This window comes from Dactylosporangium sp. NPDC051484, from assembly GCF_040689395.1.
GTDB lineage: Bacteria > Actinomycetota > Actinomycetes > Mycobacteriales > Micromonosporaceae > Dactylosporangium.
The window spans coordinates 74,538-93,954 of record NZ_JBFAZX010000026.1 but is presented as its reverse complement, the minus strand read 5'-3'; the positions used below and the strand labels follow the sequence as shown (position 1 = coordinate 93,954).

Below are 19,417 nucleotides of genomic sequence, written 5' to 3'. Positions count from 1 at the left end.
GGTGACCACCCTCCTGCTGCTGCGCCACGGCCGTACCGAAACCAACGCCACCGGCATCCTCGCCGGGCACCAGCCCGTGCCGCTGGACGAGGTCGGCCGGGCGCAGGCCGTCGCCGTCGGCGAGCGCCTCGCCGCCGCCAAGCTGCCCCTCGCCGCCGTGGTCAGCAGCCCGCTGCCGCGCTGCCGGGAGACCCTGGCCCTCGCCCTGCCCGACGTCGCCGACGTGATCGAGGACGACGCGATCATCGAGTGCCGGTACGGTGACTGGACCGGCCGCCCGCTCAAGGAACTGGCCAAGGAGCCGCTGTGGGCGACGGTGCAGGCGCACCCGTCCGCGGCCGTGTTCCCGGGTGACGGCGGCGAGTCGATGGCGCAGATGTCGGCCCGCGCGATCGCCGCCGTCCGCGGCTGGGATGCCAAGATCACGCGGTCGCACGGGCCGGAGGCGGTGTGGCTGGCGTGCAGCCACGGCGACATCATCAAGGCGGTCGTCGCCGATGCCCTCGGCATGCACCTGGACCTGTTTCAGCGCATCGCGGTCGAGCCGGCGTCGGTGACCGTGATCCGGTACACCCCGCTGCGCTCATTCGTCCTGCGCCTCAACGACACCGGCGGTGACCTTTCGGGGTTCCAGCCCCCGCAGCGGCCAGAGGAGGAAATGTCATCCGACGCCGCGGTAGGGGGCGGTTCGGGCGGTTCCGTGTGATCATGTAGCCCGGCTGCGGCGGACGCCACCGAGAGTGGATAGAGTTTTGGGCATGAGCGGTTCGGAGCGCAGCGGAGAGGCCGCTCATCATGAGCGCGGGTTCAGCTCATGCTGCAGCCGGAGCGAGGCGGCGCCTCGTCCGGGTCGGTCAGCGCGCAGCCTCAACGAGCCGGACCAGGCGGAGGTGACAGCATGAGCCACCACGTGTACGCATTCGAGCCGCCGGAGCGGTTTGTCGCCGGCACCGTGGGCGCACCGGGGGAGCGGACCTTCTTCTTGCAGGCGCGCGGCGGCGGCCGGCTGATCAGCGTCGCCCTGGAGAAGATCCAGGTCTCCCTTCTGGCCGAGAAGCTCGAGGAGCTGCTGCAGGAGGCGCATCGCCGCTTCGGCGTCGACCTCGCCGCGTCGACGGTCGCCGAGACCGCCGACAACGAGCCCCTCGACATGCCGCTCGACGAGGAGTTCCGGGTCGGCACCCTCGGCCTGCAGTTCGACGTCGACACCGCGACGGTCGTGATCGAGGCGATCGCGGTCGGTGAGGAAGAGGTCGAGGAGCCCGAGGAGGACGAGGACGACGAGCTCGTCACCGCCGACCGGGACCGGCTGCGGGTCCGGCTGACCCCGGCGGCCACCCGCGCGTTCATCGAGCGGGCCAAACGGGTCGTCGCGTCCGGTCGCCCGCCGTGCCCGCTGTGCGGGCAGCCGCTCGACGCCCGCGGGCACCTCTGCCCGCGGCACAACGGCTACCGCCGGTAGCCCGGCGTGCCGGCCCTGCCCGAGGACGAGGCGCTGGAACTGCTGCGCCACGGTGCGGTGGAGCTGGAGGGCCGGCTCATGGACGCCTCCAACGCCACGCTGCGCTGCGTGATCACCCTCGGTGACACGGTGGCACGGTGCGTCTACAAGCCGGTCAGCGGCGAGCGGCCGCTGTGGGACTTCCCCGACGGCACCCTCGCCGGCCGGGAATACGCCGCATGGCTGCTGTCGCAGGCGACCGGCTGGGGGATCGTCCCGCCGACCGTGCTGCGCGACGGCCCTCTCGGCCACGGCATGTGCCAGCTGTGGATCGACGACGAGCTGCAGAGCGACGAGCCGCTGCTCGGGTTCGTCCCCGCCGGACGGGTGCCGAAGCACTGGCGGCGCATCATGTCCGCCCGCGACGAGCGGGGCCGCCCGTTCGTCCTCGCCCACGCCGACGACCCGCGGCTGGCCCGGCTCGCCCTCTTCGACGCGGTCGTGAACAACGCCGACCGCAAGGGCGGGCACGTGATCGACACCGTGGACGGGCACGTCCACGGCGTCGATCACGGCATCTGCTTCCACGCCGAGGACAAGCTGCGCACGATCATCTGGGGCTGGGCCGGCGAGCCGATCCCGGACGAGGGCCTCGAGGTGCTGGAGAAGCTGCGCGCGCAGTATTCCGCCGGCCTCGCCGAGTCGCTGTCGGAGCACCTGACCCCGGCCGAGGTGGCGATGGTCTCGGTGCGCACCGGTGCGCTGCTGCGCTCGCGGCGCTTCCCGGAGCCCGACGAGGACCGCCACGCGATCCCCTGGCCGCCGATCTAGTCGCTGATCTCGGGCCCGTTGCCGGCGATGTCGAACAGGTTGCCCTCCGGGTCGGCGAGGGTCGTCCACACGACGCCGTGCTCGTCGTGGTCGTCGAGCCGCTTCGCGCCCAGCGCCACGGCCCGGCCGACCTCGCCGGCGAAGTCGTCGGTGTGCAGGTCGAGGTGGACGCTGTTCTTGCCCGGCGTGCGGTCGGGCACCTGGATGAACATCAGCACCGGGACGGCACCGCTCGCGCGGCCGACCGTGGCGAAGTACTCCGACGCCTCCGGGTCCACCTCGCGCCGCAGCAGTCGCGCGTAGAACCCGGCCAGCACGGAGGCGTCGCCACTGCAGTCGATGGTGACATTTTCGATGGTCAGTTCCGACATTTCCGCATGCTCCCCTTTGTGCTGATAGATCAAAATTTATGGATGGCGAGTGGTGTCGGTGCCCGGTCCGCGCGTCCACCTCGGCCGGCACCGGCAGTTCGATGACGTGGCGAACGATCAAACCCCTTGGCACTGTAGCCAGTCCGTGCGCGGGAGGGCGGGGATCGTCACATCCCTCGCGGGCGGCGCTCACGGATAGGCTGTTGGTCATGGAGTCCTGGACCGCACCGGCGTTGCCCACGCTGCCCCGCCCCGGAGCCGGCGTCGCGCCGCTCAACCTCTTCGACTCGGCCCGGCGTGAGATCGCACCGGTCGAGCTCGCCGGGCGGCCCGCAACCATGTATGTCTGCGGCATCACCCCCTACGACGCCACCCACCTCGGCCACGCCGCCACGATGATCGCGTTCGACCTGGCCAACCGGGTCTGGCGCGACGCCGGCCACGAGGTCGACTACGTGCAGAACGTCACCGACGTCGACGACCCGCTGCTGGAGCGGGCCGCCCGCGACGGCGAGGACTGGGTGGTGCTCGCGATGCGTGAGACGGCGCTGTTCCGCGAGGACATGGAGGCGCTGCGGATCATCCCGCCGAAGCGTTACGTCGGGGCGGTCGAGTCGATCCCGCAGATCGCTCGCAAGGTGTCGGCGCTGCTGGCCTCCGAGCACGCGTATACGCTCGAGGACGGCACCGGCGATGTGTACTTCTCCATCGCCACCGCGCCGGGCTTCGGCGGCGAGTCCAATCTGTCCCGCACCGAGATGCTGCGCCTGGCCGCCGAGCGCGGCGGCGACCCGCAGCGGCCCGGCAAGCGTGACCCGCTCGACCCGCTGCTGTGGCGCGGCCTGCGCGAGGGCGAGCCCGCCTGGGACGGCGGCGACCTCGGCCCCGGCCGGCCCGGCTGGCACATCGAGTGCGCGGTCATCGCGCAGAGCCTGCTCGGCGACACCATCGACGTGCAGGGCGGCGGCAACGACCTGCTCTTCCCGCACCACGAGTGTTCCGCCGCGCACGCCGAGGCGCTGTCGGGCAGGACCCCGTTCGCGACGCACTACGCGCACGCCGGCATGATCGGCCTCGACGGCGAGAAGATGTCCAAGAGCAGGGGCAACCTGGTCTTCGTGTCGCGGCTGCGCGCCGACGGCATCGACCCGATGGCGGTGCGCCTCGCCCTGCTCGCCGACCACTACCGCAACGACCGGCAGTGGACCGACGACGGGCTCAAGGCCGGCCAGCAGCGGCTGTCGCGCTGGCGGGACGCGGCCCGGGCGGCCATCGGCCCGTCGGGCGCCGAGCTCGTCGCCCAGCTGCGCGAGCGCCTGAACGACGACCTCGACGCCCCCGGCGCGCTCGCCGCCGTCGACGCCTGGGTCGATGCGACGCTCGCCGACGCGGGCGACGACCGCGAGGCCCCGGCCCTGATGGCCAACGCGGTCGACGCCCTGCTCGGCGTCAGGCTCTAGCGGGACAGCAGCCCTTCGGCACCCACCGGCTCTTCGCTGCCGGCCACCCGTCGGACGGTGGCCGGCGGCGGAGTCGTCCGCGGCAGGCGCTCCGGATGCCCAGCGCCGGAACGTTTGCCGGGGTCGGGTGACACGCCGGTCAACGTTCCCGGGTTGGCATCGGGTAGCACTAGCGCACCACGTCGAGGACGTACTGCTGCTCGAGCCTGCCGCTACGCGGATGCGGTGCCGGCGCTCCCTGGACACGCCAGCCGAGGCCTTCGTACAGCCGCACGGCCCGCGTGTTGTCGATGTACACGGTCAGTACCGCCTGCTCGTACCCTGCCTTCGCGAGCGCATCCCGAACCGCCGCCATCAGCTGCCGTCCGGCACCTGTACCCCAGACACGCGGGCTGACTCCGACATACCGGACCTCCGCGATCGCCGCATCCTCGCGGGCCCGCCCCCACGGCTGCATCGCCGCGAATCCGATCGTCTGTCCATCCTCGTCAGCCACGAGGAGCATCGATCGCGGTGAACTGTCCAGTACGGCCTGAATCAGCGGACGAGCCAACTCAAGCGGCGCCACGTCCTCATCACCGTCCCGCGCGGCCGTGGTCTCGGCCCAGATCCGCGCGGCAGCATCCACGCGCTGCGGACTATCGGTGACCGTGATCTGCAACGCCATCCCGCGAGCCTACGGACCCGCGCGGGGCCCCCTGGGGCGCCAGGCGCACAACAATGAGTCAGGCCTGCGCGGGCAGGTACCAGCCGTACGGGCTGGGCAGCGACCCGCTGAGGCGGGCCGGCAGGTAGTGGCGTCCGAACAGCTCGGCGACCAGGTCGGCGCGGCTGGAGACGGCCAGCTTGGACATGATCGACTTCAGGTGGTCGCCGACGGTGTGCACGCCGATGCCCAGCGCCCGCGCGATCTGGGCGTTGGAGCGCCCGTGCAGCACCAGCTCGGTGACCTCCCGTTCCCGGCCGGTGAGCGCGTAGGCCCGCACCAGCACGTCGGCGAGGTGCGTCTGGCGGGCCGGTTCGATGACGACGGCGACGTGTCCGGCGTCTCCGCTGAGCACGGACGCGTGCAGCAGCAGCCAGCTACCGCCGCGGCGGGGCAGGCGACCCTGTGCGGGCGTGACGCCCCCGTCACCCGATCCGGCCGCCCGGGCCATGGCGGCCACGGAACGCACCGCGCTGGGCAGCGCCCCCGGGCTGTCCATCTCCGCCAGCCAGCGCTCGGCGGCGGCGCTGGTGGAGATGACGGCGCCGGCGGTGTCGACGACGAGGACACCCGGCGGCTCGGGCAGCCCCGGCGCGGCACCCGCCGCGGCCTGCAGCAGGCAGCGGCGCAGCCCGTCGCCGGCGATCGGCCCGAGCGCGGCGAGCAACTGCGTGTCGGCGCGGGTGAACGGAGCGCCGCCCAGCCGGTATCCGACGAACGTGCCCCAGCACTCGTTCCGGTCGGTGAAGACGGCCCGGAGCTCGTCGGTCACGCCGAGGCCGGACAGCAGCTGCCGCCAGCGCGGCGAGCGCGTCAGGTCGCCGCCGGTCGTCTCGTGCAGGCTGGCCGCGACGGTGCCGTCGGCGAAGAGCGCCGCGAACGTGTTCACGTCCGGCTCGCCGAACTCCAGGTCGAACAGCCGCTGCTCCAGCGCGTGGTCCTCGTCGCGGCCGACGAGCACGCAACTGGTGAACAGCAGGGTCGCCGGGTCGGTGGTCGACCAGGCGGCCAGGTCCCAGCCGATCTCGGCGCGCAGGACGGCGTCGAGCTGCGTGCGGTATGCCCTCAGGTCGAGCCCCAGGTGCGACAGGCGCAGCACGGCCCGCCGTGTCCTGTCCAAGGCAGTCGTCCGCATGAGATCGAATGTAGCCGTCCCGGCCGCGGCGGCGTCCCCCCGAATTCCGGGGATGGCCCGAGATTCGGCCGCGTCCCTACCGTTGCCGCCATGACGACTGCACCGATGACGCGGGACACCGATACCGTCGAGCGCAACAAGCGCAACATGCGCCGCATCTACGAGGAGATCATCGACCGGGGCCGGACCGACCTCATCGACGAGCACTTCACCCCCGCCCTGGTCAACCACACGGCGCCCGAAGCGCTACGCAACGGCACCGGGGCGATCGTAGGGCTGGTCAGCATGCTGCGCACCGCGTTCCCTGACTGCCGCACCGAGATCGAGGAGCTGACCGGCGCGGGCGACGTGGTGGTGATGCGCAACTGGTACTCCGGCACCCACCTGGGCCCGTTCCTGGGCAACGCGCCGACGGGCCGCACCTTCCGGTTCCGTCAGATGCACTGGATGCGCTTCGACGCCGATGGCCGCGTCACCGACCACTGGGGCGTGCGCGACGACGTCAGCCACCTGCAGCAACTGGGCCTGATCGACGAGCCGCCGGCGGGCTAACCGAGGGTCAGGCCCGGTTCGTCGTCGGGGAGGCCGGGGCGCGGGGCCGGAATGCGGTACTCCTCGGTCAGGGCGGTCATCGGACCCGGCCACGCCGCCTGGGCGACCTCGATCGGCTTGTGGTCTTCGTCGTAGGCGACGTGGAGCAGCACCAGCACCGGCGTGTCGGGGCGGATCTGCAGCAGTTCCGCCTCCTCGCGGGTGGGCAGCCGGGCGCTGACCTGATCGCGGGCGCTGGTGTAGCGGCGCCCGAGCTCCTCCTCGACCTCCTGGTACAGCGGCCGGTCGAACACATCCGGACGCTCGATCGACGTGCCGCGCACGTCGTTGGGCCGGAACCAGGACGCCCCGACCTCGACCGGGGCGTCACCGGTACGCACGAGGTGCCGCCGCACGAGCAGCGGCGCCCCGGCGTCCAGCCCGAACGCCTCGGCCACGTCGGCCGGCGCCGGCATCTGCGCGACGATCATCAGATGCTGCCGGTACCGCGCGGCGAGCTCCGCGTGGTATCCGCGCTGCGCGCCGTATCGCCCGCGGGAGAGCCGGTTCATCCGCCGCTTGGTTCCGCGCACGAACGTCCCCGACCCCGGCCGCGTGATGAGCAGTCCCTCGATGCGCAGTTGGTCGATGGTGCGCTGCACGGTCTGCTTGGCCACCCCGAACTGCGCCGCGAGCGCGGGGATGGAGGGCAGCCGCTCCCCGGGCGCCCAATCCCCACGCTGGATCTGCGCCCGCAGCTGGGCCCCGATCTGCCGGTGCGGAAACTCGGCAGCCCCCGGATTGATCGTCATACAACGAAACCTAGTCTCCTAGGAAGGTCTACGCAATTACCAGTCTGGCGCGCGCTTCGCGCGGGCGCTGCCGGGGGGTTCCCACCCCGGAGCCCCCATGCCCGCTTCGCGGGCACTTTGCCTTCGCTGCGCTGCCCCCTGCGGTGCAGGGCCTTAGCGACCGTCAATTGGGCGCTCGGCATCGCGAGCCGAGTTCGGGCGGCGCTGGCCGCGCCTGCGATCTGCGTCGACCAGCCAGCATGTGCGCCATGATCACGGAGTGAAAATGCACAAGAAGCAGCACGTTCACTCCGTGATGAGTCGAAAAGTAGTCGCTGCCGAGGTCGTGGTAGGGGGTGTTGGTGGTCAGGACGTGCCAGGCGGCGTGGAGGAGGGTGTGTGCGGCGGCGGTCATGGCGCGTTTGCCGCCGCGGCGGGCGGCGATGCGGCGGAATTGGCGACGTCAACACCACCGGCCACCGTCACCCACAATTTTTCTGCCATCCAGGACTGCCGGCACGGCACCCGTGGATCATGGAGAGCCCCGCGCATCGCGGACGCCAGGCGCATGATCATGGAAACGTTGCTCGCGGGCTGCCGCTACCAGCCCATGTGCGGTCGCTCTTAGCTTGGCGCGCGCTTCGCGCGGGCGCTGCCGGGGGGCTCCCACCCCGGACCCCCATGCCCCGCTTCGCGGGCACTTTGCGGGCACTCCTGTCTGCGCTGCGCGGCCCTGCGTCCTGGCGCGCTTTGCTGCGGGCGCTACGCGCGACCCGCGCGGTCTCCTGCAGGCGGCTGTGGCGCGGACGCGCCGAGAGCCGTTGCTCGCCTGGCGCGCCCGTCGCCGTCTCCTGTGCCGGCGGTCTGCTGTCCAACGGTGCCCGGTGTATGGCACCCCGTTTGGCGTGGTGGCTACCAGGCGCCCGTTGCGGAGGGGCCGGCCTGGCCGCCGCGGCGGCGGAGGTACTTCTCGAACTCCTGGGCGATCTCGTCGCCGGTCAGTGGCTGCAGGCCCGCGTCGCCCGAGCGCTCCTCAAGCTCGCGGACGTATTCGGCCAGCTCGGCGTCCTGCTCGGCGGCCTGCTTGAGCCGCTCCTCCCACTCCGCCGACTGCTTGGCCAGGTCGCCGGTGGGGACGGGCAGGTCCAGGATCTCCTCGACGCGGTGCAGTAGGGCCAGGGTGGCCTTCGGGCACGGCGGGTTGTTCGCGTAGTGCGGCACGTGCACCCAGAATGACACCGCCTCGAGGTCGGCGCGTGCGCACGCGTCGCCCAGCACGCCCACGATGCCGGTCGGGCCCTCGTAGCGGGACGGGATGAGGCCCAGCCGCTCCGCCGCCTCGGGCGAGGAGGTGGGCGGGGCGGACCCGCTGACCGGCAGCGGGCGGGTATACGGCACGTCGGCGAGCAGCGCGCCCAGCAGCACGATCCGGTTGACCTCCAGGCTGTGGCACACCTCGAGGACCTCCTCGCAGAAGGTGCGCCAGCGCATGCTCGGCTCGATGCCGCGGATGAGCACGATGTCGCGCTCGGAGTCGGGGGGGCTTGCCACCGAGAAGCGGGTCGTCGGCCACTCGATGCGCCTCGTATCGCCCTCGGACATCAGCACCGTCGGCCGGTTGACCTGGAAGTCGTAGAAGTCCTCCGGGTCGAGCGAGGCGATCGTCTCGGCGCCCCACTCCTGCTCAAGATGCTCGACGACGGCGGTCGACGCATCGGCAGCGTCGTTCCACCCTTCGAACGCGGCAATCGCGACAGGGGAGCGCAGCACGGGCAGGCCGTCGAACTCGGTCACGGTCCAAGCCTACGTGGAGGGGCGCGAGATGGCTTGCGGGCCGCGCGGGTACGCACCAGATCGCAGTGGATACGGTGGGCGACCGGTATGGGGTGATCTGTCATGCTTGGTAGAAAAGCTCATAAAATCTCTCGATAACATCCGGGCATGCGAAACGGGCGCAGGTCCTGGCTGGTGGCCTTCACTGCCTTCTTCCTGGTGTTCGGCGCGTGGTGCTTCGCCGCGCCGTTCGACGGGCCCGCGGACGAGGTGCAGCACACCATTCGGGCGGCCGGGGTCGCCTCGCTCGACCCGGGACAGATCTTCGCCCGCCCGGCCGTCGTGCCCGACGCGTTCGGGCGCCCGGGCATGGGCGCCTACCAGCGGGTACCGGTCGGCATGGACGCCCACGCGATGTGTTTCGGCCCGAAACCGAAGGTGTCCGCGGCCTGCGCGGCGGGGCTCAAGGGCGGCCCGATCGGTGAGGTGAGCACCAGCGCCGGGCGCTACAACCCCCTGTATTACCTGGTGGTGGGCCCGGCGCTGCGCTGGTGGCCCAACTGGGGCGGCCTGGTCACGGCCCGGCTGATCAGTGCGGCGCTGTGCGCGGCGCTGCTGGCCTCAGCGTTCGTGTCACTGCTGCGCTGGTCGCGCTTCGGGCTCGGCGCCGTGGCGCTGCTGGCGGTGGCCACTCCCATGCTGGCCCACCTGGCCGGCGGCGTGAATCCCAATTCGGTGGAGATCGCGGCCGGGATCGCGTTCTTCGCGGCGGGCATACCGCTGCTGCTGGAGCCGCCCGACCTGGTCGCCAAGAAACCGCTGGTCACACTGCTGGGCATCAGCGCTGTGCTGCTGCTCACGCTCCGTTCGGCGGGCCCGGCGTGGTTCGCGTTCGCGTTCTTCGCTCTCGCGATTCCGGTGCGCCGGAAGTGGCTACGCGAGTACTGGAGGCTGCCGCGGGTCAAGCTGTGGACCGGCGGTGTGATTCTTGCCGCCGTGCTGTCGGTGGCCTGGATCGTCGGGATGAAGACCGGCGAGCTCGTACCGCCGCCGCCCGGGCTGTGGCACTACCGCTTCGGCCAGGCGGTGTCGATCTACATCGACAGCTGGTGGGTCTACATCGAGGGCATGATCGGCGTCGCCGGCTGGTTCGACGTCGTGATGTGGCAGCCGGTCTACGCGATCTGGGCGATGCTCGTCGGCGGCCTGGTCTTCTACGGCGGGATCTTCGGCGACTGGACGGTGCGCTGGCGGTATCTGGTCATCCTGCTCGGCGGCGTGGCGCTGCCCGGCGTCCTGCAGGTCAGCCAGGCCAACCAGACCGGGTTCATCACCGCCGGGCGGTACATGCTGCCGCTGCTGGCCGGCCTGCCGCTGCTGGCGGCGTGGACGCTGGAGCGGCGGCTGCTGGACGCGGCGCACGTGCGCAGCCTGGCCCGCACGTTCGTGATGTTCCTGCTGCCGGTACACCTCGTGCTCCTGGTGTTTGCGATGGTGCGCTGGCAGCGCGGTATGCCGCGGGGCGCGGGCCTCGGCTGGTTCAACCCCCTCGCCGGCAGATGGCACCCGCCGACCGGCTCGGTGACCCCGTTGGTGATCATGGCGGCGGGGCTCGCCTGCACCGCCGTGGTGTTCTGGCGGGTACCGCACGAGGAGGTCCTGGCCGTGCCGGTCCCCGATGCGCAGGAGGTGCCGGCGGGCGCGCCGAGCGGCCAAAGTGCCGACGTGACCAGCGAGCTTCCCAGCCAGCGGGAGATCGGGTCCGATACGTGGCGGGAATCGCGGCTGCCCGGGGCAGAGGCCAGCCCCGGCTCCAGATAGCCTTTGGGATATGGCGGATCTACTGAAGACGCTCGCTGAACGGGTGCTCCTCGCCGACGGCGCGATGGGCACCATGCTGCAGGCGGCCGATCTCACCCTCGAGGACTTCGAGGGACATGAGGGCTGCAACGAGGTCCTCAACGCGACGCGCCCGGACGTCGTCCGGGATGTGCACGAGCAGTACTTCGCGGCCGGTTCCGACGCCGTGGAGACGAACACGTTCGGCGCCAACCTGGCCAACCTCGGCGAGTATGGCATCGAGTCGCGGATCCGCGAGCTGTCGGAGGCCGGCGCGCGGCTGGCCCGGGAGGCGGCCGACGCGCACAGCACGCCGGATCGGCCCCGGTTTGTGCTCGGCTCGATCGGCCCCGGCACGAAGCTGCCGACGCTCGGGCACGCGCCGTTCGCCATGCTGCGCGACGCCTACTTCGACAACGCCGCGGGCCTCATCGACGGCGGCGCCGACGCGCTGATCATCGAGACCTGCCAGGATCTGCTGCAGACGAAGTCCGCCATCATCGGCGCCCAGCGCGCCATGTCCGCAGCCGGCCGGGTCGTGCCGATCATCACGCACGTCACGGTCGAGACGACCGGCACGATGCTGCTGGGCTCGGAGATCGGTGCGGCGCTCACCGCGCTGGAGCCGCTGGGCATCGATCTCATCGGGCTCAACTGCGCCACCGGTCCCGCCGAGATGAGCGAGCACCTGCGCTACCTCGCCCAGCATGCGAAGGTGCCGGTCTCCGTGATGCCCAACGCGGGACTGCCGCAGCTGACCGCGAACGGGGCCTACTATCCGCTGACCCCGCAGGAGCTGGCGGAGGCGCTGCAGCGCTTCGTCCTGGAATACGGTGCGGGGCTCGTCGGCGGCTGCTGCGGCACCACGCCGGCCCACATCAGCGCCGTCGCGCAGCGCCTCGGCCGGCAGGCCCCGGTGGCCCGCGTCCCGCAGGTCGAGCCCGGCATCGCCAGCATCTACCACCACGTGCCCTTCCACCAGGACGCCAGTGTGCTCATGGTCGGCGAGCGCACCAACGCCAACGGCTCGAAGGCGTTCCGGGAGGCGATGCTCGCCGGTGACTACCAGACCTGCGTGGAGATCGCCCGGCAGCAGGCCCGCGACGGCTCGCACATGCTCGACCTCAACGTCGACTACGTCGGTCGCGACGGCGCGCAGGACATGCGGGAGCTGGCCGGGCGCTTCGCCACCGCCTCCACGCTGCCGATCATGCTGGACTCGACCGAGCCCGAGGTCATCTCGGCCGGCCTGGAGATGCTCGGCGGGCGCTGCATCGTCAACTCGGTCAACTTCGAGGACGGCGACGGCCCCGGCTCCCGGTTCGCCCGGATGATGCCGCTGGTCCAGGAGCACGGCGCGGCGGTGGTGGCGCTGACCATCGACGAGGAGGGGCAGGCGCGCACCGCCGAGTGGAAGGTCCGCGTCGCGAGCCGCCTCATCGACGACCTGACCACGAAGTGGGGCATGGCGATCGAGGACATCCTCGTGGACTGCCTGACCTTCCCGATCACGACGGGTCAGGAGGAGGTCCGCCGCGACGGCATCGAGACGATCGACGCGATTCGGGAGATCTCCCGGCTGTACCCGGGGATCAACTTCACCCTGGGCGTCTCCAACGTCTCGTTCGGCATCAACCCGGCGGCCCGGCAGGTGCTCAACTCGGTCTTCCTGCACGAGTGCCAGCAGGCCGGCCTGACCAGCGCGATCGTGCACGCCTCGAAGATCCTGCCGATGAGCCGAATCCCCGACGAGCAGCGCGAGATCGCGCTGGACCTGGTCTACGACCGCCGGCGCGAGGGCTACGACCCGCTGCAGACGTTCATCTCGCTGTTCGAGGGCGTCGACGTCGCCTCGGCCCGTGCCTCCCGCGCGGAGGAGCTCGCCGCGCTGCCGCTGGACGAGCGGCTCAAGCGGCGCATCATCGACGGCGAGCGGGCGGGCCTTGAGGCCGACCTCGACGAGGCGCTGACCGGCATGCCGGCGCTGAGCATCATCAACGACGTGCTGCTGGAGGGCATGAAGACCGTCGGCGAGCTGTTCGGCTCGGGCCAGATGCAGCTGCCGTTCGTGCTGCAGTCCGCCGAGGTGATGAAGGCCGCGGTCGCCTACCTCGAACCGCACATGGAGAAGTCCGCCGATGACGCCGGCAAGGGCCGCATCGTGCTGGCCACGGTCAAGGGCGACGTCCACGACATCGGCAAGAACCTCGTCGACATCATCCTGTCCAACAATGGGTACGAGGTCGTCAACATCGGCATCAAGCAGCCGATCTCGGCGATCATCGAGGCCGCCGAGACCCGCCAGGCCGACGCGATCGGCATGTCCGGCCTGCTCGTCAAGTCCACGGTGATCATGAAGGAGAACCTGGAGGAGATGAACGCCCGCGGCGTGGCGCAGCGCTGGCCGGTGCTGCTCGGCGGCGCCGCGCTGACCCGCGCCTACGTCGAGGACGACCTGCGGGCGCTGTATCAGGGCGACGTGCACTACGCCCGCGACGCCTTCGAGGGCCTCGCCCTGATGGACCGCGTGATGACCGCCAAGCGCGGCGGCGCGCCGGTGATCGACGCCGAGCGCGAGGCTGCCCTGGCCGCCCGTCGCGAGCGGCGCGCCCGCACCGTCGAGGTCCGCGAGGACCTGCCGTCGCTCGACGACGCCTCGGTGCGCTCCGACATCGACTTCGACGTGCCTGTGCCGACCGCGCCGTTCTTCGGCACTCGGGTCGTCAAGGGCATCCCGCTGGGCGACTACGCGGCCCTGCTCGACGAGCGGGCCACGTTCCTGGGCCAGTGGGGCCTGCGCGGCGCCCGGGGCGGCACCGGACCGACGTATGAGGAGCTGGTGGAGACCGAGGGGCGGCCCAGGCTGCGGTACTGGCTGGACCGCCTCGCCTCGGACCGGGTGCTCGAGGCCGCGGTCGTCTACGGCTACTTCCCCTGCTACTCCGAGGGCAACGACCTGGTCGTGCTGGACGAGAACGGCCACAGCGAGCGGGCCCGGTTCTCCTTCCCGCGCCAGCGCCGCGACCGCCGCCTGTGCATCGCCGACTTCTTCAAGCCGCGCGATGCCGCCGGGCCCGGCCAGCTCGACGTGATCGGGATGCAGCTGGTCACGGTCGGCCAGCCGGTCTCCGACTACACCGCGAAACTGTTCGCCGAGAACGCCTACCGGGACTACCTCGAGGTGCACGGCCTGTCGGTACAGCTGACCGAGGCGCTGGCGGAGTACTGGCACAAGCGGGTCCGCGAGGAGCTTGTCCTGCCCGACGGCCGCCCCATGGCCGGCGAGGACCCCGAGGACCTCGACGGCCTGCTGCGCACCGACTTCCGCGGCTGCCGGTACAGCTTCGGCTACCCGGCCTGCCCCGACCTGGAGGACCGCGCGAAGACGGTCGAACTGCTGCGCCCGGACCGCATCGGCGTGTCCCTGTCGGAGGAGTTCCAGCTCGTCCCGGAGCAGGCCACGGACGCGATCATCGTCCACCACCCGGACGCGTCCTACTTCAACGCCAAGTAGCGCGCGCAGGCATGCTGAGCTGCTGAAACGTCCTCGGAGACGGCCTGAAATCGTCATCAGGCCGTCTCTAGGCGTCAACCGGGTCAGCGGTGAAACCGAACGCGCGGTCGATCGCCCGCCGGGTCCGGTCCTCGCTGGCCGGCAACAGGCGGGTGTACGTACGCGGGGTGAACCCCGGGCCGGCGTGACCGAGGTACAGCGAGAGCGCCTTGATGCTCTCGCCCGCGTCCCGCAGCACCGACGCGTACGTATGCCGCAGCACATACATGCCGTTACGTCGTTGCGCCGCTCTTGCTCGATGCCCGCTGCACGAAGCGCCGGGAACCTCATCTCTTAAGTGATGGACCACCTTGTCAAGGTCATTCGTCCAGCGGGCGCTCCAACTTGACACGGTGGTCCATCACAAGAACCTGGCACCGGTGAGGGTGCCACCGCTGTGAGTGGTCACCGGTGCAAGAACCGCCGTGGGCGCGAGGGCCGATGGAACCAGTCGGCCCTGTCGGGGGTGAAGTAAGTATGAGCCGTTCAGCAGGCACGCAGAATGCTGTCTCCGATCTTTACTCGGCCTGCTACGGCCGGCTCGTCGGGGTGGTGGCGCTCGTCGCCGGGAGCCGGGCGGAGGCAGAGGAATGCGTTCAGGAGGCTTTCGTCAGGCTACTCGGCAGGTGGCAACACGTGTCTCGTCTTGAATCTCCTGAAGCGTGGGTCCGTGCCGTTGCGTTCAGGCTGGTGTCAAACCGGCGGCGGAAGGCGCGTAACGCGATGCGGGCGCTATTCCGGCATGGTCCGGCAACCCACGAGCTTCCGCCGAACCCGGATCGGGTCGACGTGGCTCAAGCGCTGCGTGGGCTGCCTGTTGGGCAACGGCAGGTGGTTGTCCTGCACCACCTTCTGGGTCTCAGCGTCGTCGAGGTTGCCGAAGCGCTGAACGTGGCCCCAGGAACCGTGAAGTCCCGCCTGAGCCGAGCCCGCGGTGCGCTCGCCAGGTTGCTGAGAGAGGAGGCCCCCCATGTCTGACATCACGAAGCTGCTGGCGGCGGAAGCGGTGCGGCAGCAACCGACACATCAACCCGCCTTCGCGGAGCTTGTACGGTCGCGGCGGAAGCGAGCCCGGCGAAACCGCTTCGTCATCGGTGCCGCCATGCTGCTCGCATTGAGCGCGGTGGGAGGATCCGTGCTGTTCAAGCAGCAACCGACCGTGCCATCCGCGCCGAGCGACGGCGCAGTCGTGACAGGAGTGCTGTTGACGGTCGGAGGGCCGGTAGGAACTCCGTCGGGCGGTCTTGCCGGCACGGTGGAGTTCCAGGCGGCCGATGGCACCGTGACCGCCGCAGAGGCGGCCAGCGATGGCCGATTCAGCATTACGGTCTCGCCAGGTCAATACATTGTTACCGGCGATCCGCTGGGCGTCGTTCCCCCAAGCCTCATTATTGAAAATTCATCAGGCGTCGTCACCAGCAGGTCGCCCAGCGCTGGGTATTCCCGCTGTCGAGCAGACGCGCCCGTCACCGTTCCAGCTAGTGGGCTCAGCGGCGTCCAAGTCATCTGTCACATCCGGTGAGGCCGGACGTCGCGTCAGCCCGCTCGGTTACGCCCGGCACGGTGACGGAGACTCGGGAGGAACGGGGGCCGCGGGGAGTGTCCCCGCGGCCCGCTGTGGATGTCAGTCCTGCACGTAGGTCGACAGGAAGCGGCCGAGGCGTGTCACCGCGTCCTCGAGGTCGGCGACCCGTGGCAGCGTGACGATCCGGAAGTGGTCCGGCTGGTGCCAGTTGAAGCCGGTGCCCTGCACGACCAGCACCTTCTCGGCCTTGAGCAGGTCGAGCGCGAAGCGCAGGTCGTCCTTGATCGGGTGCACCTCGGGGTCGATCCGGGGGAACATGTACAGCGCCCCCTGCGGCTTCACGCACGAGACGCCCGGGATGTCGTTGAGCATCTTCCAGGCCACGTCGCGCTGCTCCAGCAGCCTGCCGCCCGGCAGGATCAGGTCGTTGATGCTCTGGTAGCCGCCGAGGGCGGTCTGCACCGCGTGCTGCGTCGGCACGTTGGGGCACAGTCGCATGTTGGCCAGTATGTCGAGGCCCTCGATGTAGCTCGTCGCGTGCGCCTTCGGGCCGGCCAGCACCATCCAGCCGGTGCGGAAGCCGGCCACCCGGTAGGCCTTGGACAGCCCGTTGAACGTGATCGTCAGCAGGTCGGGCGCGACCGCGGCGGTCGAGACGTGCTCGGCGTCGTCGAAGAGGATCTTGTCGTAGATCTCGTCGGAGAAGATCAGCAGGTCGTGCCGGCGGGCGACCTCGGCGATGCGCTCGAGCAGCTGCCGGGAGTACACCGCCCCGGTCGGGTTGTTGGGGTTGATGACGACGATGGCCTTCGTCCGCGGCGTCACCTTCGCGGCGATGTCCTCGACGTCGGGCATCCACTCGTTGCTCTCGTCGCACAGGTAGTGCACGGGCCGGCCGCCGCTCAGCGACACCGACGCGGTCCACAGCGGGTAGTCCGGCGAGGGGATGAGCACCTCGTCGCCGTTGTCCAGCAGCGCCTGCAGCGACATGACGATGAGTTCGGAGACGCCGTTGCCGAGATACACGTCCTCGATGTCGACGCCGTAGACCTCCTTCTGCTGGTAGTACTGCACCACGGCCCGGCGGGCCGACAGCAGGCCCTTCGAGTCGCCGTAGCCGTGCGCGACCGGCAGGTTGAGGATGACGTCCTGGAGGATCTCCTCCGGCGCCTCGAACCCGAACGGTGCCGGGTTGCCGATGTTGAGCTTCAGAATGTGGTGGCCGTCGGCCTCCATGCGTTTCGCGGCGGCCATGACCGGTCCGCGGATGTCGTAACAGACGTTGGCCAGCTTCGCGGACTGCGTCACCTGCATGTCAGGCACCTTACGACCCGCCGCCCAGTCGCGCGGTAACCACTTCCCACGATGTGGCTTCTCTCGCTGCCGGCCCGCTGGCCCGCCGCCGGTACGATTCGCGTCAGTAACGGCGGGGAGGCGCGGTGCAGGGTTTCGGCGATCTGGAAGCGGCCCTGATGGAGCTGCTGTGGCGGCGTGAGCGGCCGACCACGGTGCGTGAGGCGATGTCGGAGCTGACGTGGCACCGCGACCTGGCGTACACCACGGTGATGACGGTGCTGGACACGCTGTACCGCAAGGGCTGGCTCACCCGCGAGCCCGACGGGCGCGCCTACCGCTACTCGGTGGCGCTGACCCGCGACGAGTACGTGGCACGCACCATGCACGACGTCCTCGTCGACAGCGGCGACCGCCTCGAGGCGCTGACGCGCTTCGTCGGCCGGATGACCCTGGACGAGGCCGCCGCGCTGCGCGAGGCGCTGGCCGGCTACGAGCGGCGGATCGCCGGACGATGAGCCCGCTGCTGCTGGTCGCCTTCGCCGCCGCGCTCGCCCTGCTCGGCGCGCCGCGGCTGGCCGCCGCCGGCTGGGTGGTCCGCTCGCCCCGCCTCGGCGTGGCCGCGTGGCTGGCCCTGTCCGCGGCGATCCTGCTGTCCGGGCTGCTCGCCGGCCTGAGCCTGCTGCTGTACTGGGACTGCGCCCACGACCTGGTCGACGGCGTCTGGCACGTGTGCCTGGACGCGCTGCTGGGCCGGCACAACGGCACCGCCCGGCTCGCCGCGTTCGCGGGCCTCGCCGCCCTGCTGCTCATCGGCGCCCGCATGTTGTACAGCGCCGGGCGCCTCTATGCCGCGCACCGCACGACCCGCAGCCGCCTGCGCCTGCTCGTCCGCCTGACCACCGGCCCGTCCCCGCTGCCCGGCGCGACGGTCGTGGCGCACCCCGAGCCGGCCGCGTACCTCGTCCCGGGCCCGCTGCTGCCCGGCCGCCACGCCGACATCGTCGTCACCACGGCCGCGATCGACCGGCTCGCCGCCACGGAGCTGTCCGCCGTCCTGGCCCACGAGCGCGGCCACCACGCCGGCCGGCACTACGCGGCGACCCGCTGGATGCGGATGCTCGCCCAGGCCTTCCCGTGGGCACGCTGCTTCCGGCTGGGCCGCCAACAGGTCGACCGCCTGGTCGAGCTGTGCGCCGACGACACCGCCGCGCGCAGCGCCGCGCGGATCGACCTGGCCCGCGCCCTGGTCGCGATGGCCGGCCCGGCCACTTCCGGCCGAGCGGGTGACGCCCCGCTGGCGATGCACGGCGGTGACGCCCTGGAGCGCCTGCACCGGCTGCTCGCCCCACCGGCCCCGCTGGGGGCACCGGCCCGGACCGCGATCGCCGCCACCTGCGGCCTGCTGCCGGTCACCCCGATGGCGCTCGCCGTGGTCGAGCGCACCGTCGCCTGGGCCTCGTTCGCCGGGCTGTGACGGCCCACGCCCCGCTAGCACCGCTGACCGGGGTCACCCTTGTTGATCTTGCACTTGTGGTGCCGAGACGCTCCGTGAATGCCGGGTTTGTCGGGCACCACAAGTGCAAGATCGATGCGCAGCAAACCCGGCGAACGTTGGTGGACGCCGTATGCGCGCAATGAAACGCCGCGCCGGGCTGTGACCAAGGGGAGGTGCCATCCCGGCGCGGCGGTACCCATCTTACTACTAGGTTGGCTCGTAGTGACCCGGTCAGTTTGAGGTGATCGACAGGCCGGGCCCGCCGCCGCTGATCTGGGTGCCCTGCGCGAAGCCCGACTCCAGCTTGGCCCGCAGCGCGTCGAGCTCGGAGAACTGCGCGCTGTGGGCCGACTCGCTGCCCTGTGCGGCGAACACCGAGTCGGACACCGTGGAGTCGTGGGAGTAGCTGGTGAAGTCCGTCGACTCGTAGTGGCTGCCGTCCGCGCCGGTGAACTCGACGTGCCGGCCCGTCTCGAAGTCGGTGGACTCGGACGCCGAGTGCTCCTGCGCGAACACGCCGAACTGCGACTGGAAGTCCTGTTCGCTGCCGGCGGCCTGGTGCAGCTGCTCGAGCTCGCTCGACTCGTGCCCGGTCGCGAACTCGCCGTACTCGCTCATGTCGTTCGTCCTCTCAGGGGTCAGGTTCCGATGCGGAGCACACTACTAGTCA

Annotated in this window: 20 protein-coding genes; 12 read left to right on the top strand and 8 right to left on the bottom strand. The window is 70.9% G+C overall.

From position 1 onward, the window contains the following. The first annotated feature begins 1 nt into the window (after position 1). From AB0367_RS30640 to AB0367_RS30630, 3 genes are all read left to right on the top strand, one after another. Positions 2-706 (top strand): MSMEG_4193 family putative phosphomutase, encoded by a 705-nt coding sequence (locus tag AB0367_RS30640; protein ID WP_366229949.1) that lies wholly within the window; start codon positions 2-4, stop codon positions 704-706. 192 nt (positions 707-898) lie between these two features. After that, positions 899-1,462 (top strand): DUF3090 domain-containing protein, encoded by a 564-nt coding sequence (locus AB0367_RS30635; RefSeq protein ID WP_366229948.1) that lies wholly within the window; start codon positions 899-901, stop codon positions 1,460-1,462. 6 nt (positions 1,463-1,468) lie between these two features. After that, a complete protein-coding gene (locus AB0367_RS30630) occupies positions 1,469-2,272 on the top strand; it encodes an SCO1664 family protein (protein ID WP_366229947.1) in 804 nt (267 codons plus the stop codon). Here the strand turns inward: AB0367_RS30630 and AB0367_RS30625 are convergent. Next, on the bottom strand, positions 2,269-2,643 hold the full coding sequence (locus AB0367_RS30625) for a VOC family protein (protein ID WP_366229946.1): 375 nt from the start codon (positions 2,641-2,643) through the stop codon (positions 2,269-2,271). The genes AB0367_RS30630 and AB0367_RS30625 overlap by 4 nt on opposite strands. Before the next feature lie 209 nt (positions 2,644-2,852). Here AB0367_RS30625 and mshC point away from each other — a divergent pair, with 209 nt between their 5' ends. After that, on the top strand, positions 2,853-4,103 hold the full coding sequence (gene mshC / locus AB0367_RS30620; RefSeq protein WP_366229945.1) for a cysteine--1-D-myo-inosityl 2-amino-2-deoxy-alpha-D-glucopyranoside ligase: 1,251 nt from the start codon (positions 2,853-2,855) through the stop codon (positions 4,101-4,103). A 169-nt stretch (positions 4,104-4,272) separates the two neighbouring features. Here the strand turns inward: mshC and AB0367_RS30615 are convergent, their stop codons facing one another. After that, complete coding sequence (locus AB0367_RS30615) at positions 4,273-4,770, bottom strand: GNAT family N-acetyltransferase (protein ID WP_366229944.1); 498 nt, start codon at positions 4,768-4,770, stop codon at positions 4,273-4,275. Between the two features lie 58 nt (positions 4,771-4,828). Continuing rightward, complete coding sequence (locus AB0367_RS30610; RefSeq protein WP_366229943.1) at positions 4,829-5,944, bottom strand: LuxR C-terminal-related transcriptional regulator; 1,116 nt, start codon at positions 5,942-5,944, stop codon at positions 4,829-4,831. 90 nt (positions 5,945-6,034) lie between these two features. Here AB0367_RS30610 and AB0367_RS30605 point away from each other — a divergent pair, with 90 nt between their 5' ends. After that, positions 6,035-6,496, top strand: coding sequence for an ester cyclase (locus AB0367_RS30605; protein WP_366229942.1), 462 nt, complete (start codon positions 6,035-6,037; stop codon positions 6,494-6,496). Here AB0367_RS30605 and AB0367_RS30600 read toward each other — a convergent pair. Further along, positions 6,493-7,287, bottom strand: coding sequence for a GntR family transcriptional regulator (locus AB0367_RS30600; RefSeq protein ID WP_366229941.1), 795 nt, complete (start codon positions 7,285-7,287; stop codon positions 6,493-6,495). The genes AB0367_RS30605 and AB0367_RS30600 overlap by 4 nt on opposite strands. A gap of 265 nt (positions 7,288-7,552) precedes the next feature. Here AB0367_RS30600 and AB0367_RS30595 point away from each other — a divergent pair, with 265 nt between their 5' ends. Next, a complete protein-coding gene (locus AB0367_RS30595) occupies positions 7,553-7,894 on the top strand; it encodes a hypothetical protein (protein WP_366229940.1) in 342 nt (113 codons plus the stop codon). Positions 7,895-8,178: 284 nt separating this feature from the next. On the opposite strand, the gene AB0367_RS30590 is transcribed toward AB0367_RS30595, so the two are convergent. Then, complete coding sequence (locus tag AB0367_RS30590; protein ID WP_366229939.1) at positions 8,179-9,060, bottom strand: PAC2 family protein; 882 nt, start codon at positions 9,058-9,060, stop codon at positions 8,179-8,181. 147 nt (positions 9,061-9,207) lie between these two features. Here AB0367_RS30590 and AB0367_RS30585 point away from each other — a divergent pair, with 147 nt between their 5' ends. Beyond that, positions 9,208-10,860 carry a hypothetical protein gene (locus AB0367_RS30585; RefSeq protein WP_366229938.1) on the top strand — a complete coding sequence of 551 codons (1,653 nt, stop codon included), beginning with the start codon at positions 9,208-9,210 and terminating at the stop codon, positions 10,858-10,860. A gap of 10 nt (positions 10,861-10,870) precedes the next feature. Then, the gene (metH, locus tag AB0367_RS30580; protein WP_366229937.1) at positions 10,871-14,392 is read left to right on the top strand and encodes a methionine synthase; all 3,522 of its coding nucleotides are present in this window, start codon (positions 10,871-10,873) and stop codon (positions 14,390-14,392) included. Positions 14,393-14,459: 67 nt separating this feature from the next. Here metH and AB0367_RS30575 read toward each other — a convergent pair whose 3' ends face one another. After that, positions 14,460-14,660 (bottom strand): hypothetical protein, encoded by a 201-nt coding sequence (locus AB0367_RS30575; RefSeq protein WP_366229936.1) that lies wholly within the window; start codon positions 14,658-14,660, stop codon positions 14,460-14,462. 212 nt (positions 14,661-14,872) lie between these two features. Between AB0367_RS30575 and AB0367_RS30570 the strand changes: the two genes are divergently transcribed. Next, a complete protein-coding gene (locus AB0367_RS30570; protein ID WP_366229935.1) occupies positions 14,873-15,409 on the top strand; it encodes a SigE family RNA polymerase sigma factor in 537 nt (178 codons plus the stop codon). Then, positions 15,402-15,953, top strand: a complete 552-nt coding sequence (locus AB0367_RS30565; protein ID WP_366229934.1) for a hypothetical protein — start codon at positions 15,402-15,404, stop codon at positions 15,951-15,953. Before AB0367_RS30570 ends, AB0367_RS30565 begins: the two co-directional genes overlap by 8 nt. Positions 15,954-16,055: 102 nt before the next feature. Here AB0367_RS30565 and AB0367_RS30560 read toward each other — a convergent pair whose 3' ends face one another. Further along, entirely contained in the window at positions 16,056-17,270 is a 1,215-nt protein-coding gene (locus AB0367_RS30560) for a pyridoxal phosphate-dependent aminotransferase (RefSeq protein ID WP_366229933.1), read from the bottom strand. 125 nt (positions 17,271-17,395) lie between these two features. Here AB0367_RS30560 and AB0367_RS30555 point away from each other — a divergent pair, with 125 nt between their 5' ends. Together AB0367_RS30555 and AB0367_RS30550 are read left to right on the top strand one after the other, a co-directional pair. Continuing rightward, a complete protein-coding gene (locus AB0367_RS30555; protein ID WP_366229932.1) occupies positions 17,396-17,767 on the top strand; it encodes a BlaI/MecI/CopY family transcriptional regulator in 372 nt (123 codons plus the stop codon). Beyond that, positions 17,764-18,726 (top strand): M56 family metallopeptidase, encoded by a 963-nt coding sequence (locus tag AB0367_RS30550; protein WP_366229931.1) that lies wholly within the window; start codon positions 17,764-17,766, stop codon positions 18,724-18,726. Before AB0367_RS30555 ends, AB0367_RS30550 begins: the two co-directional genes overlap by 4 nt. A gap of 252 nt (positions 18,727-18,978) precedes the next feature. On the opposite strand, the gene AB0367_RS30545 is transcribed toward AB0367_RS30550, so the two are convergent. Next, positions 18,979-19,365 carry a hypothetical protein gene (locus tag AB0367_RS30545; RefSeq protein WP_366229930.1) on the bottom strand — a complete coding sequence of 129 codons (387 nt, stop codon included), beginning with the start codon at positions 19,363-19,365 and terminating at the stop codon, positions 18,979-18,981. Between the last annotated feature and the right edge of the window lie 52 nt (positions 19,366-19,417).

What these genes read in the sequence shown, in the direction of transcription:
- AB0367_RS30570 (WP_366229935.1), top strand. Translation starts at nt 14,873, where the DNA reads ATGGAACCAGTCGGCCCTGTCGGGGGTGAAGTAAGTATGAGCCGTTCA.
- AB0367_RS30625 (WP_366229946.1), bottom strand. Translation starts at nt 2,643, where the DNA reads ATGTCGGAACTGACCATCGAAAATGTCACCATCGACTGCAGTGGCGAC.
- AB0367_RS30610 (WP_366229943.1), bottom strand. Translation starts at nt 5,944, where the DNA reads ATGCGGACGACTGCCTTGGACAGGACACGGCGGGCCGTGCTGCGCCTG.
- AB0367_RS30550 (WP_366229931.1), top strand. Translation starts at nt 17,764, where the DNA reads ATGAGCCCGCTGCTGCTGGTCGCCTTCGCCGCCGCGCTCGCCCTGCTC.
- AB0367_RS30600 (WP_366229941.1), bottom strand. Translation starts at nt 7,287, where the DNA reads ATGACGATCAATCCGGGGGCTGCCGAGTTTCCGCACCGGCAGATCGGG.
- AB0367_RS30565 (WP_366229934.1), top strand. Translation starts at nt 15,402, where the DNA reads ATGTCTGACATCACGAAGCTGCTGGCGGCGGAAGCGGTGCGGCAGCAA.
- metH (WP_366229937.1), top strand. Translation starts at nt 10,871, where the DNA reads ATGGCGGATCTACTGAAGACGCTCGCTGAACGGGTGCTCCTCGCCGAC.
- AB0367_RS30605 (WP_366229942.1), top strand. Translation starts at nt 6,035, where the DNA reads ATGACGACTGCACCGATGACGCGGGACACCGATACCGTCGAGCGCAAC.
- AB0367_RS30615 (WP_366229944.1), bottom strand. Translation starts at nt 4,770, where the DNA reads ATGGCGTTGCAGATCACGGTCACCGATAGTCCGCAGCGCGTGGATGCT.
- AB0367_RS30585 (WP_366229938.1), top strand. Translation starts at nt 9,208, where the DNA reads ATGCGAAACGGGCGCAGGTCCTGGCTGGTGGCCTTCACTGCCTTCTTC.
- AB0367_RS30545 (WP_366229930.1), bottom strand. Translation starts at nt 19,365, where the DNA reads ATGAGCGAGTACGGCGAGTTCGCGACCGGGCACGAGTCGAGCGAGCTC.
- AB0367_RS30560 (WP_366229933.1), bottom strand. Translation starts at nt 17,270, where the DNA reads ATGCAGGTGACGCAGTCCGCGAAGCTGGCCAACGTCTGTTACGACATC.
- AB0367_RS30635 (WP_366229948.1), top strand. Translation starts at nt 899, where the DNA reads ATGAGCCACCACGTGTACGCATTCGAGCCGCCGGAGCGGTTTGTCGCC.
- AB0367_RS30595 (WP_366229940.1), top strand. Translation starts at nt 7,553, where the DNA reads ATGCACAAGAAGCAGCACGTTCACTCCGTGATGAGTCGAAAAGTAGTC.
- AB0367_RS30575 (WP_366229936.1), bottom strand. Translation starts at nt 14,660, where the DNA reads ATGTATGTGCTGCGGCATACGTACGCGTCGGTGCTGCGGGACGCGGGC.
- mshC (WP_366229945.1), top strand. Translation starts at nt 2,853, where the DNA reads ATGGAGTCCTGGACCGCACCGGCGTTGCCCACGCTGCCCCGCCCCGGA.